We start from the raw sequence: 12,811 nt of genomic DNA, 5'->3' as shown, positions 1-12,811 counted from the left end.
AGACCTTGACAATAGTTTTTATAAACTAAATTGTACTACTCAACTACTTAATATTTTCGCTCTGCTCTACGAGACTGACCTTATTTTATACTTAGGTCAGCCCAATAGGGCAGTACCCATGTAAGTGATTCAATTTTTATTTTTGCAAGACTACTTTTTGAACATATACCTTGTTACCATTGGTAGCTTTTAAAATATATGTGCCTCCTACAAATTTCTCAATGTTCAATTCTACATTTCCACCACCACGACTAGAAGAAGCCATAACTTCTTGACCTGTAATAGTATATATGCGAATATCGTATGAATCAGTTATTTTAGGAAGTTCAAAACGAATCCAGTTTTGAGTAGGGTTTGGAAATACTTTTAGGCTAATTGCGTCAGTAGGTTCTAATAAGCCCGTGATTGGAGTATATGTAATTCCTAAGTCTGAACTCCAAACTCCACGCCCATGTGTACCAATAACCAGTTGTCCGTCTTCTCTCTTGACTGTCAAACTAAATATAGCAACAGGAGGAAATTCAGGAACAAGCTCCCAAGAAGCTGCATTGTTATAAGAAGCAACAAGACCAATTTCTGTACCGACCAAAAGTGTATCGCCCCAAACTGTCATAGAGAACGGTACTACGTCTGGAAACCCTGTACTACTTGCAGTTCCTTGTCCAAATCCAGAGATTTCTTCCCATGTTTGCCCAAGGTCTGTTGTGCGCCAAATTTTACCTACTTGTCCCTGTCCAAACAACATATACGCCGTACGAGTGTCTTCTGGGTCAGTTGTAAAGCCAGAAATAGCACCAATATCAATGGTATTAGGCAGTGGGTTGAAGGTTTCCCCCCCATTTGTTGAGAGAAACATTGTGCGTTCTTCTGACATTCCACTACCAGCCCAAACAACATTTGGACTAGCTAAAGACGGAAATACATTTGTTGTGGATACTGAAAAGTTCCAAAGCTCGTTTTCTATACGTTTTTGTGTCCAGCTGTTTCCAAAGTTTGTCGACTTATAGATTCCACTTGCACCTACAGCAAAAACGACATCAGGAGATAAAGGAGAATATCCCAAACGGGTAACAAATGGGGCAGAACCATTGTCACCTGTTTCACTAAGTCCCGTAGTAGAACGGAAGAAACTCGCTCCACCATCCGTAGAACGACGAACATTATTGTGCTGTGATGAGGTTAGAATCAAATTAGGGTCTGTTGCGTGCCATACAGCTTCCATACCATCACCATCTGTTGCAAAGGTGTAGTCAGTAGAGGGAGTTGGGTTATTAGATGAAATCCAAGAACCATTATCCTGCATACCTCCGACATACCTGTTCTCAGTAGGATGTCTATCAACTTTATAATATTGAGAAGTAACAATATTATTTGTTCTTAAATTATCGACTTCTGTCCAGCTTCTTCCTGCATTATCAGAATAGGCTAGTCCACCATCATTTACAGAGATTAAGCGACTTGTACCAGCAAATTTCAACATGTGGTGATCTACGTGTAGCTCATCTGTATTATTACCAGTATTATTATCGGCATTGTAGCCATCACTAATACGAGTAATTGTACTGTTTACATAAACTGGACTACCATAATTGAAACGAAGTATAGCATTGGCACTTGGAGAGAAAGATTCTCCTTCAGTTAAATAAGGCCATATAAAATAAATTTGCTGAACTTCATGACCTCCGTTTACAGTAAGAGAAGAACTAGGCACAGTAGCATTATAAGGAATGGCGTGTATAAATAAATATTCACGAGTATCTAACAGGTCTGGGTCGCCTACTCTATCTTGTTCTGTTAGGGTAAATTCTCCATCTGCTCGTTGGTCTCTGAAAGAAACCATAAGTTGCTGATTGTTTTCTATATCCCAAACTTCAAAAGGTACATCTACATAGTCTTGATAAACATAATCTGTGGCAGGGATGCTTGCTCCTACATTTCCTCCCCCAGCTAAAAAACGGTGTGCTTTTTGGCTTTTTCCAGCACCAAATCTAATTTCTACCGAAACGCCTAAGTTAGGGTTTTGTATATCTAATGCTCCCCCAAGAGAATTGAAACCTGTTACATTCACTAAAGACAGGAAATCCACTTCTTCAAAGTCTGCACTTATGAACTGACGTTCTCCCGTTCTTGTATCATTAGGTTTAATTTCGGCTGACCATAAATCTACACCTCCCCAATATACTTTATTTGGATTGGTTGGATCTACTGTGATAGCATTGTCATAACCACCTTGTCCACCTAAATAATCTTCATTTTTTTGCTTACCGTCTTCTTCAACAATTTTCCATGATACGCCTCTGTCATCAGAAACTAAAAGGCGAGATGAAGTACCATTTATTTCGATAGATGAATATATAATTGATGGATTTGTTGGAGATATGGCTAATTCTGAACGTCCGATACCCACACCTTCTGTGTCTTCAACGCCAACAATAGAAGTCATATTTGTTTCTATCCAAGTCAGACCAGCATCTATAGAGCGAACCATTTTTGGGTTTCCAAAGACAGCTCCAGTAGCATACATATTATTGAAATTACCTGGTTCGGCAACAATTTGTTGTAAAAGTACAGGGTCGCTATATGTGATAGTCCAGTTATTTCCCCCATCCGTAGAACGTAAAATATAAGACGTTCTTCTGTCATCAGGGTCTGTGCCTGCCGATGTAAATGGATTGTGTGCAGAAGTAACTAAAACTAAATTTGGATCGCTAGGTGAAACAATTACACGAGTAGCATTCAGAAAATCTGTTGTACGAGGGATAGTAGAGTCTAAACGATTCCAAGTTTCTCCTCCATCAGTAGATTTAAAGACACCACCACCATTTATTCCATTTCCCCTAAAAGGAGTTTCTCCAGTAGTAGCATACATAACATTAGGACTAGATTCGCACTGTGCTAACGAGCTAATACCTAAGTGAGACATATTACCAGATTTGTCTTCCCAAGTTGCTCCTCCATCAGAAGTTTTCCAAATTCCACCTCCTGCAGTACCTATAAACCAAGTATTATTAGAGGAATCTCTAACATCTACAAGTACAGAACGAGTACGACCTGCCACATTTCCTGGTCCTCGTGCATCAAACGTAAAAGTTTCTGTACGAGAGACTGCCATATTTTCTTGCGCCTTTTCTAAGGCTATTTGTGTATAGCCTGTTTTATATGAAGGATATTTATCTCCATCTTTGGTACGAACAGCATCCATGTATTTAAAATATCCAGAGGCTTCTGCTGTTTTGAAATAGCCTTTTTTATTGTGTTTAGCTGCTTTTTTTTCAGCACTGGTTTGTGATTGCTCTTCTCCACTTATCTCTTGTTGATTTTTAGATAGTTTCGCCAAATTATCATTTTCTAATTGGCTGTATCCAAAAATACCTGCGCTGAGTCCGAGTGCTGTTGCACCGACTAAAAGGTACTTTTTATTCATTATATAAGAATTTGAAGTAATATTAAATATATTTTTATTGTGTATTCGGAGGAGTTATTTTTTCAACACTGCTTTTTTCTGATTTTTCTGTATAATTAAAGGTACTAGACAAGAATTGTTTTACCAAATGAGTAAATGGTAATTAGGAAAAAGCAGTTGTTGGATGTAGTTAAAACTCATCATCTTCTGAAATATAATCATCGTATTCATCAAAATCAGTATCAAATTCGTCAAAATCGGGTTCTAATTCGATATATGGAAAATCATCATCTACATCTGAAGTCTCTTCCTCTGAATCTCTATTTTTCATATTTAAAGAAGATAAGTTTTGTGTTTCTTCGGTAATAGCTAAATATTCTGGAGAAGTAAAAGTATTAAATAACATAATGAAGGCAGTTTTTTAAAAATTAATAAATTAAGAATTATATCAGAATTAGTAGAAGTTGTTTTTATTAGAGTACTGTACTGGACATCCATAGATATTTGCTGTTCTGTGAGCCACAAAACAGGGGGGAAATACCGTTCGTTGGTGTTTTAGCGTAGCGACACCAACAATTTTTTATCTCATGTCCAGTACTCTATGTTTTTATATAAATCTACATACAAGATTAGTTAAACAAATCTAAATTTACAAAGAACAGATGTATCACTTATAAATAAAAGGTGTAACTTTAAATGCAAAACTCACTCAAAATTAAAGTATAAAGACAGAATAAGTCATTTATTCCTATCAAATTTGCCTTTTTATTTGTATTATTGACCTCATCTGTGTTTCTGTTATAATTTTTAGACAAACCCTCACCTTTTATAATCATTCATTGCTTTGGTTTTTGAACTTACCATACTGGGGACAAATGCTGCTATTCCAGCCTACGGACGTTTTCCAACTTCACAGGTGTTGTGTGTGAATCATCGTTACTACTTGATTGACTGTGGAGAAGGAACACAAATCCAGCTTTTTAGATATAAAATAAAAATAAATAAAATACATGCTATTTTTATAAGTCATCTTCACGGCGATCATTATCTTGGGCTTATGGGACTTCTGAATACAATGAACTTGCGTGGCAGAACAGAGCCTCTTTATTTACACGCTCCCAAAGGACTACAAGAAATTATTACAGTTCAACTCAAATATTCTTACTCGGTTCTTGGCTACCCTATTTATTTTATAGAAACAAATCAAGAAGAATCTGTACTTATTTTTGAAGATGAAAAAGTAACAGTGCATACTATTCCTTTGCTTCATAGAATACCTTGCTGTGGTTTTTTATTTAGAGAAAAAGCAAAGGATAGAAATCTAATGAAAGAAAAAATTCCAACAGATTTATCCATAGCTGGCAGAATTGCATTAAAAAAAGGAGAAGATGCTATCTATCAAGATAAAATATTAAAAAATGAAGACTATACTTATTTGCCTAATAAAAGAAGAAGTTATGCTTTTTGCTCAGATACAATTTATTTACCTTCTTTAGTAGAAACAATAAAAAATGTAGATTTACTTTATCATGAGGCTACTTTTACTCACGTTCACGAAAAACGAGCAGCTCAAACCTTCCACTCTACTGGAGAGCAAGCTGCAAAAATAGCACAACAAGCTGATGTAAAAAGACTCGTTTTAGGACATTTTTCTACTCGCTATCACGACTTAACTCCACTTTTGGAGGAAGCAAAAACTGTTTTTCCAAATTCTTTTTTGGCAATAGAAGGTGAAACCTTTTCAGTAGATGAATAGAGTAAACTAATTACGAGATATTTTTTCTAAATATGACTTCGCAAAACTATTAGTATCCGATGAAACCAACACAAGATATTACTTACTCAAAAAAACAAAACCTATATATTTTTCTTAGTGGACTTTTTCTGACCAATGCACTTATTGCTGAAATTGTTGGAACAAAAATTTTCTCATTAGAAAAAACACTAGGATTTTCGCCTGCTCAAATCAAATTGCCTATTTGGGATTCACCTTTAGACTTTAATCTAACAGCTGGTGTAATGCTTTGGCCTGTGGTTTTCATAATGACAGATATTATTAATGAATACTATGGAAAAAAGGGAGTACGTAAAATATCTTTCCTTACGGCTGGTTTTATAGCTTATTCATTTCTTATGGTTTGGTTAGTTACAGGACTTTCTCCTGCTGCCTTTTGGGTGGAAATTAATAAACCTTTGGATATAAATACGGCTTTTAATCGTATTTTTTTACAAAGTATGGGAATCATCATTGGTTCTCTGACAGCTTTTTTATTGGGGCAAATTATAGATGTAGTAGCTTTTCAGTGGCTTCGTAAGTTTACAGGAAGTAAAAATTTATGGCTTCGTGCAACAGGCTCAACCCTAATTTCCCAGTTTATAGACAGCTTTGTAGTGCTTTTTATCGCTTTTTATTTTTTTGGCAGTCCAAAGTGGAGTTTGAATCAAGTGGTTTCAGTAGGAATAATCAATTATATCTATAAGTTTTCGATTGCTATTTTGCTTACCCCACTACTTTATATTGTACATCACCTAATAGACTCATACTTAGGAAAACAAACTGCTCATGAAATGATAGAGGAAGCTAGTAATTCAGAGTTATTCTAAAGATATAATTGTTCTAACGACAAAGATTAAAAAGACTTTATTTCAATCAAAAACTAAGTTTTTGACTTTACCAACCAGTCTGGAAGACTGGTGTACAAAATTAACCATGATAACGTTTGTTTTATAAGATAGTATAGAAAAACATTTTCCAAAGTATTCGATTTACAACTACTAATACTTTGGAAAAGTAAATTTAACAGAATCAACTGTGCGAAATTTGACTAAATAAGCTGTCTTTTTTCCATTTCTATAATAAAATTTTCTTTTAAGTCTTTTTGAAAACGTTCTATAAATTGAGCTTCATTTTTATCTATTCCATCACTTGCTTTGGCTACTTTTTCTAAAACATCGATGAGGTAAGCATATTCTTCATCTTGTCCGTGTTGAGTAAATGTATCTAAAGCCTTTTTATAGACATCCTGTAAGTTTATACTTTTACTTGCTTCATAGTCAAATGACCATTTTATCTGCGATGCCCAAGGATGACCTTTCAAAATACTGTTTAAGGCTTGGATTTCTTCTGGCTGAATGAGTCCGTCTGCCATAGCAAGGGCATAAATAAGTTCCCCAAAAGCATCATATAAGCGTTCTTTATTCATTTGTAATACGTTAAAAGTTGGAAATAAAAAAACTCTTTTATTTTACCACAAATAAAAGAGTTTTGAGCTTATTTTGTTTGCGTTTTGATTAAATAATCAGCATCGCATCGCCATAGCTAAAGAAACGATATTTTTCTTTAATGGCAAGTTCGTAAGCCTCCATTACTAAATCATAACCACCAAAAGCACAATTCATCATCAGTAATGTAGATTGTGGATAATGGAAGTTTGAAATGAGTGCATTACAGATTTTGAAATCGTAAGGTGGGAAGATAAATTTGTCTGTCCAGCCACTATTAGGTTTCAAGTGTTCGTTAGCAGAAACAGAAGATTCTAAAGCACGCAAAGAAGTTGTTCCGACAGCACATATTTTCTTCTTATTATCAATGGCTTCATTAACAGCTTGTACAGTTTCTTCACCTACTTCAAAGTTTTCAGAATCCATTTTGTGTTTTGTCAAGTCTTCTACCTCCACTTGACGAAACATTCCCAATCCTAAATGAAGCGTAATCGGATGAAAACTTGTTCCCTGCAACTGCAATCTTTTTTGTAGTTGAGGGGTAAAGTGAAGACCAGCCGTAGGCGCAGCTACTGCTCCTTTTTTCTGTGCAAAAATAGTCTGATAACGTTCTTTATCAGATTCTTCTGCTTCTCTACCAATTTCACGAGGCAGAGGAGTTTCTCCTAATTCTTCTAGCGTTTTATAAAATTCTTCGGGTTCGCCATCGTATAGAAAACGAATAGTTCTTCCTCTTGAAGTGGTGTTATCAATAACTTCTGCTACCAGTTCTCCTTCACCAAAAAAGAGTTTGTTGCCTACTCTGATTTTACGAGCTGGGTCGACAAGTACATCCCAAAGGTGAGAGGTTGGGTTGAGTTCTCTTAATAAAAAAACCTCAATTTTGGCATTTGTTTTTTCTTTGTAGCCATACAGACGAGCAGGAAAAACCATTGTGTCGTTGATAATCATCTTGTCGCCCTCCCCAAAATAGTCTAATACATCTTTAAACATTTTGTGTTCAATAACGCCTGTATCACGATGAACAACCATAAGACGAGAATCATCACGATTATCAGTAGGGTATTTTGCCGTTAGTTCTTGAGGTAGGTCAAATTTGAATGACGATAATTTGTAGCGTTTTGTAGATTTGTAACCAGGTGTTTTGATAATAGTATAGGTTTTGGGTTGATGGATTTACTAAATGAAATGTTTCTGAAAAATAGAATTATGTCTTCTTTGTTAGCAGACAACAATTATCGAAACTAACTACAAAAATAAAAAATAGTTGGTCTAACCTCAAATTAATTTTTACAAAAAAAAACTAATTTCAAACTTTGTTTTACTATCTAAACAGATTTAATGTTTTAATATGTTGCTTTTCGGACAAAGTAATAGATATGTCTAAATTAGCTTGAATTTCAATGCAACAAATTATTATTTTTGAAATAATTCTAAAATATAAAGATAAGTTTATAGCAATTTTTGATGTGAAATAACTTTTTACAAAATTAAATAAGCTCTTTGTGTTTTGCTTTACAAAAAATGCTTATTAATTTGTCTGCTCAATTATAAATATATCCCTTTTGATGAACAAAAAACATGTATTATCAGCTCTACTAAGATTATTTCCAATCAAGTTACCATCTTTTATTTTTTTATTTTTCCTATTTATCAGTCTCAATAGCTGTGATTCTCGGCAGCCTATTTCACAAAGTTCTGAAGAAAAAGAACAAAGAAGAGTTATTTATGGGCAGCCTGTTTCTATTAAAAATACAGACTTTACAATTATACCGATGCAGATTGTTGATGAGAGAGATATTGCAGAGGCTCGTTACACAGACGACGGAAAAACAGCCGAAGATATTTCCCAAAATGCAAACAATTTGATTTTTTTCGATGAGAAAACAAAAGAAACTCATCTTCTGACTACTCAAAAATTTAAGCGCATAGCTTTTTCATTTGAGGAAATAGGAACATACAACAAATCCTCTACTATCATTTTATACAAAACTATTCAAGAAGACTCTAACCAAGATGGATTTTATGATTGGAAAGATGCTGTTGTGATGTATGTGTCAGATAATAGAGGACGTTATTTTAGAGCCGTTACACCAAAAAATACACGTACAATAGATTGGACGGTAGAGAGAGAAAAAGAGCAAATCTACTTTAGATATATTTCTGATAGCGATTCTAACCATGTTTTTGACTTGAAAGACCCTGTTTATATAAACAAACTAGATTTGAATCATCTTAGAGACCCTAAAAGTCTAAAAGATTCCTCTCAAATTTCTATGCCATTGATAGAAGAAAAGGCTCGTAAGGAATACGAAGAAATATTATTGAGTAAATAGAGGGTTCTATCACTTCTACTTCTTACCATTTACAGTACTCATTTTTTCAAAAACAATTTCTTTTTTTGTTTTCTTGATGCTTACAGCGTGTAAAGGATAAGTAAGAGCCATAATGAGCATTGCATCTTTAGGAGGATTTGTCTCTTTATAAAAGACAATGATTTTGTCGTTTTCTTCAATAATTTTTTCAATTTCTATCTCAAAACCTCCAGTGTTTTTTGTGCCAGCCATCACCATTATCATCGTATTTTTATCAAAATCGACTGAAAGTAGTTCCTTTGGCATCTCATTGTTATTTGCTACCTCAAAATCTTTCAAATCTGCTTGACTTTGCACTACTTTTGTTCCTGCAGTTTCACTTCCCAAGGAAACAGATTGAAAAACAGTTTCAAAAGGTACAGGAGTTTCTTTTGCAGTTTGGTTTGATTTGCAAGAAGACATTGAGATAAATAATGCTGATAAAGTGTATAAAAAAAATAGTTTCATAGGAGAAAAAATGGTTTTAGTAAAAAATATATAGGATAAATTAGAGTACTGGACATGGATAGATATTTATTGTTCTGTGTGTCACAGAACAGGGAAAAAATACTGTTCATTGGTGTTTTAGCGTAGCGACACCAACAACTTTTATGTCATGTCCAGTAATCTAAGGATAAATATTATTACATTTTTTACAGGTTTGATTGTCAATGATTTATAAAAAATAAAATCGTATCTATTTCTTCCATAGCATTGGATTTACAAATCTAACACTATGGAGAAAGGAACTTTACTAAATTAACTGTAATAATGTTTGATAAAAAACTAAAGAATTACCTTCTTTTTAGCTTCCTGTAAGAATACGTTTTTATTTATAGGAATAACTCCCAAGGATTCACAAACTAAGCCTCCACCTAGGTTGGCAAGCTGTGCTACCGTTTTTAAAGGCAATTTTAGAGCCATACAAAGCCCTGCAATACTGACCACTGTGTCGCCAGCTCCCGAAACATCAGAAATTTCTCTTTTATGAGCAGCAATTTTGTGTCTTTCAGATGAGTTTGCAATATAGACACCGTATTCAGAAAGCGTAATCAAAACAGATTGCAGTTGCATTTTTTCTTTAAGCTCTTCAACAGCAAGGGCAATTTCACTTTGCTCTAACTTGTCTAAATCTACATTCCTTACATCAATCTCTCTTCCTAAGCCTTCTCTCAATTCCTTCAAATTAGGTTTGAAAAGTGTAGCGTTTTTATAACTCCAAAAATTTCTTTTCTTAGGGTCAATGACTGTGGGAATATCATTTTCATTAGCAATATCTATAAGTTCTGAAATTACTTTTTCGTTCAATACGCCTTTATCATAATCTTCAAAAATAATGACATCTACTTCATTTATAAGTTCTTTGACATTATCAATAAGTGTTTTACTTTCGTTTTCTGAAATAGGCTTTGTTGTTTCGGAGTCTATACGCAAAAGATGTTGAGAACCTGCCAAAATACGATGCTTAATAGTAGTAGGTCGGTCTTGACTATGAATAATTCCACGCACATCAATGCCTTGTTCTTCAAACATACTGATAAGAGTTTCGCTTTCTTTATCATTTCCTACCACTGAACACATAATGGTTTTTGCTCCTAAAGATTTTAAATTTAGAGCAACATTGGCAGCTCCACCCAACCTACTTTCTCTATGGTTAAGTCCTACTACAGGTACTGGAGCTTCGGGTGATATGCGCTCTACTTTTCCCCATAAATAGGAATCTATCATCACATCGCCAATAACTAAGGCTGTAAGTGTACTAAAATTTTCAAAAATGGATTCTAATGACATAGATAAAAGGCTAAAAGTTCTTAGATTTTGATTCTTTATATTTTTAATTTTACACAAGCCAAACAAAGGTCGTAATTATTCAATTAAATTAATAAGGCTGAGGCAATATAAAATTGGTTTCTGTTACTTTTAAACTAATAAAGTGAATAGAATAACGTATATTTACATGCCCCAAACCTATTATGTACCTATATTATTTTTTATAATTTGTCAAATTCTTCTATCCATATTGATTATTTTGAAGCATTGGCTCGTCTTACTCGTAATCAGAAAGCTGAATTAAAAGATTTTTCGGAAGCTGTTGAGGAGGTTACACAAACGGCTGTTGATACACTAAAGGTAGCAAGCATAAATTTGTGGTTAGTAGATAAAGAAAAAAATCAGATAAAATGTGTAGCTCACTCTCAGAAAAGTATTACAGCTGTTTCTAACAACAACTTGAAAAATGAAAGAATGCCCATTTATCTTTCCAAGATGAAAGAAGGAGAACTAATTATTTCTGATGATGTTTATGAAGATGAATTTTTGGAAGAGCTTATAGAAACCTATTTTAAACCCAATTCAATTACTTCGATTATTGATATACCGATTCATATTGAAGGAGAATTGAAAGCTATTCTGTGTTGTAATCATTGTGGAGAAAGGCGTGAATGGAAAATTAGAGAACAGCAATTTGTTTTGGCTATTGGAAATATTATTGCTCTGCTTTTAGAAATTTGGGAACACAAACAGACCGAACAGCGCCTCATTCATAATGATAATCTACTTAGAGGAATAAATTCTTGTATTTTCCAACTCTTTACAAATCCAAATTTTAAGGAAGGGATGGATACTACCGTTTCAACGATTGGAAAAGCTACTCAAACAGACAGAGTTTTTATTTTTCAAAATTTTTTAGATGCAGAGAGAGAGCAATGTTGTAAGATTATACATGAGTGGACAAGTCGTCCAGAATACGAACAAATTCATAAGAGTGAGTGGCAAAATGTAAATTATAGATTGGCTGGTTTGGAGCGTTGGAGAAAACAATTAGAAGAGGGGAAAGGAATCAAAAATATTGGAGACCAACTAACATCACTAGACAAATATTTTTTGTGGAGCAAACATGCAAAATCTACTCTCATTGTTCCTATTTTTATTAATGAAAACGATTTTTGGGGATTTGTTGGATTAGAAGACTGCTCTGGAAAACACGTCTGGACAATAACAGAGGAGAGTTTTATTTTTAATCTTGCCATTACCATTGGAGGAATTCTGACGAAGCAACATGTAGAAAATCTACTGAAAGAAAAGAATAATCAACTCAAAAAAACTAATGATGAGTTAGACCAATTTGTATATAGTGTCTCTCACGACCTGCGTGCACCTCTTACTTCTGTGATGGGAATATTACAGGTTTTGAAAACTGACATCTCTAATCTTTCCAACATACAAATGTATCTTGAGCTTATTTCAAAAAGTGTGATTAGGCTAGATAATTACATTCGTGAAGTACTCAGTATTTCAAGAAATAGTAGAACAACGATAAAAAGTGAAACAGTAGATATAGAAGAGCTTATAGAAGAAATAAAACAAGATTTGACCTATTTAGAAGATTATAAAGAAGTAGAGGTAAATTTGTGTATGGATGAAAAAACAAGACAAACACCTTTTAAAAGTGATAGAATACGACTTAAAGCTATATTTGACAATCTTATTTCGAATTCTATACGCTATCATAATCCCTATCAAGAAAAAAGTTTTGTAAAAGTAATGGTAGATATAGATGAGCATACAGCAAAAGTAAAAGTTATTGACAACGGATTAGGTATAAGTAAAAAACATTTGCCTAGTATTTTTGATATGTTTTATAGAGCCAATGATAGAAAAATGGGTTCTGGGTTAGGACTTTATATTGTTAAAGAAACAGTTTTGAAACTCAAAGGAGAGATAGATGTGGAGTCTATTCCAAACGAAGGCACTGCTTTTACTATTATTTTACCAAACAGAGCAGAGTGATAAATAAAACAACCCTTAACGAGCTTTGAAGCATAGTTAAAGG

The 12,811-nt window shown here is 33.9% G+C and carries 10 protein-coding genes; 4 read left to right on the top strand and 6 right to left on the bottom strand.

What is annotated here, in order from left to right; all coding sequences use genetic code 11:
* Positions 1 to 136 precede the first annotated feature (136 nt).
* Complete coding sequence (locus QZ659_RS09910; protein ID WP_291725550.1) at positions 137 to 3,424, bottom strand: T9SS type A sorting domain-containing protein; 3,288 nt, start codon at positions 3,422 to 3,424, stop codon at positions 137 to 139.
* 169 nt (positions 3,425 to 3,593) lie between these two features.
* Complete coding sequence (locus QZ659_RS09905; protein WP_291725548.1) at positions 3,594 to 3,809, bottom strand: hypothetical protein; 216 nt, start codon at positions 3,807 to 3,809, stop codon at positions 3,594 to 3,596.
* A 438-nt stretch (positions 3,810 to 4,247) separates the two neighbouring features.
* On the opposite strand from QZ659_RS09905, the gene QZ659_RS09900 reads away from it, so the two are divergent.
* Both QZ659_RS09900 and QZ659_RS09895 read left to right on the top strand, forming a co-directional pair.
* Complete coding sequence (locus tag QZ659_RS09900; RefSeq protein ID WP_291725546.1) at positions 4,248 to 5,159, top strand: ribonuclease Z; 912 nt, start codon at positions 4,248 to 4,250, stop codon at positions 5,157 to 5,159.
* Positions 5,160 to 5,218: 59 nt separating this feature from the next.
* The gene (locus QZ659_RS09895; protein ID WP_291725545.1) at positions 5,219 to 6,007 is read left to right on the top strand and encodes a queuosine precursor transporter; all 789 of its coding nucleotides are present in this window, start codon (positions 5,219 to 5,221) and stop codon (positions 6,005 to 6,007) included.
* 221 nt (positions 6,008 to 6,228) lie between these two features.
* Here the strand turns inward: QZ659_RS09895 and QZ659_RS09890 are convergent, their stop codons facing one another.
* Together QZ659_RS09890 and queA are read right to left on the bottom strand one after the other, a co-directional pair.
* Positions 6,229 to 6,606, bottom strand: a complete 378-nt coding sequence (locus QZ659_RS09890) for a TerB family tellurite resistance protein (RefSeq protein ID WP_291725543.1) — start codon at positions 6,604 to 6,606, stop codon at positions 6,229 to 6,231.
* Positions 6,607 to 6,694: 88 nt separating this feature from the next.
* Complete coding sequence (gene queA, locus QZ659_RS09885) at positions 6,695 to 7,774, bottom strand: tRNA preQ1(34) S-adenosylmethionine ribosyltransferase-isomerase QueA (protein WP_291725552.1); 1,080 nt, start codon at positions 7,772 to 7,774, stop codon at positions 6,695 to 6,697.
* A gap of 419 nt (positions 7,775 to 8,193) precedes the next feature.
* Here queA and QZ659_RS09880 point away from each other — a divergent pair, with 419 nt between their 5' ends.
* Positions 8,194 to 8,961, top strand: a complete 768-nt coding sequence (locus QZ659_RS09880) for a hypothetical protein (protein ID WP_291725541.1) — start codon at positions 8,194 to 8,196, stop codon at positions 8,959 to 8,961.
* A gap of 15 nt (positions 8,962 to 8,976) precedes the next feature.
* On the opposite strand, the gene QZ659_RS09875 is transcribed toward QZ659_RS09880, so the two are convergent.
* Both QZ659_RS09875 and QZ659_RS09870 read right to left on the bottom strand, forming a co-directional pair.
* Positions 8,977 to 9,447 carry a protease complex subunit PrcB family protein gene (locus QZ659_RS09875; RefSeq protein ID WP_291725539.1) on the bottom strand — a complete coding sequence of 157 codons (471 nt, stop codon included), beginning with the start codon at positions 9,445 to 9,447 and terminating at the stop codon, positions 8,977 to 8,979.
* A 318-nt stretch (positions 9,448 to 9,765) separates the two neighbouring features.
* Positions 9,766 to 10,770: a bifunctional heptose 7-phosphate kinase/heptose 1-phosphate adenyltransferase gene (locus QZ659_RS09870; protein ID WP_291725537.1), complete on the bottom strand. Its 1,005-nt coding sequence runs from the start codon at positions 10,768 to 10,770 to the stop codon at positions 9,766 to 9,768.
* Positions 10,771 to 10,977: 207 nt separating this feature from the next.
* Between QZ659_RS09870 and QZ659_RS09865 the strand changes: the two genes are divergently transcribed.
* A complete protein-coding gene (locus tag QZ659_RS09865; protein ID WP_291725535.1) occupies positions 10,978 to 12,768 on the top strand; it encodes a GAF domain-containing sensor histidine kinase in 1,791 nt (596 codons plus the stop codon).
* Positions 12,769 to 12,811: the final 43 nt, after the last annotated feature.

The organism is Bernardetia sp., assembly GCF_020630935.1.
Lineage (GTDB): Bacteria > Bacteroidota > Bacteroidia > Cytophagales > Bernardetiaceae > Bernardetia.
Note: the sequence above shows the minus strand (reverse complement) of the source record. Positions and strands in the feature narration are given on the sequence as shown.

What these genes read in the sequence shown, in the direction of transcription:
- QZ659_RS09895 (WP_291725545.1), top strand. Translation starts at nt 5,219, where the DNA reads ATGAAACCAACACAAGATATTACTTACTCAAAAAAACAAAACCTATAT.
- QZ659_RS09910 (WP_291725550.1), bottom strand. Translation starts at nt 3,424, where the DNA reads ATGAATAAAAAGTACCTTTTAGTCGGTGCAACAGCACTCGGACTCAGC.
- QZ659_RS09890 (WP_291725543.1), bottom strand. Translation starts at nt 6,606, where the DNA reads ATGAATAAAGAACGCTTATATGATGCTTTTGGGGAACTTATTTATGCC.
- QZ659_RS09905 (WP_291725548.1), bottom strand. Translation starts at nt 3,809, where the DNA reads ATGTTATTTAATACTTTTACTTCTCCAGAATATTTAGCTATTACCGAA.
- QZ659_RS09870 (WP_291725537.1), bottom strand. Translation starts at nt 10,770, where the DNA reads ATGTCATTAGAATCCATTTTTGAAAATTTTAGTACACTTACAGCCTTA.
- QZ659_RS09880 (WP_291725541.1), top strand. Translation starts at nt 8,194, where the DNA reads ATGAACAAAAAACATGTATTATCAGCTCTACTAAGATTATTTCCAATC.
- QZ659_RS09875 (WP_291725539.1), bottom strand. Translation starts at nt 9,447, where the DNA reads ATGAAACTATTTTTTTTATACACTTTATCAGCATTATTTATCTCAATG.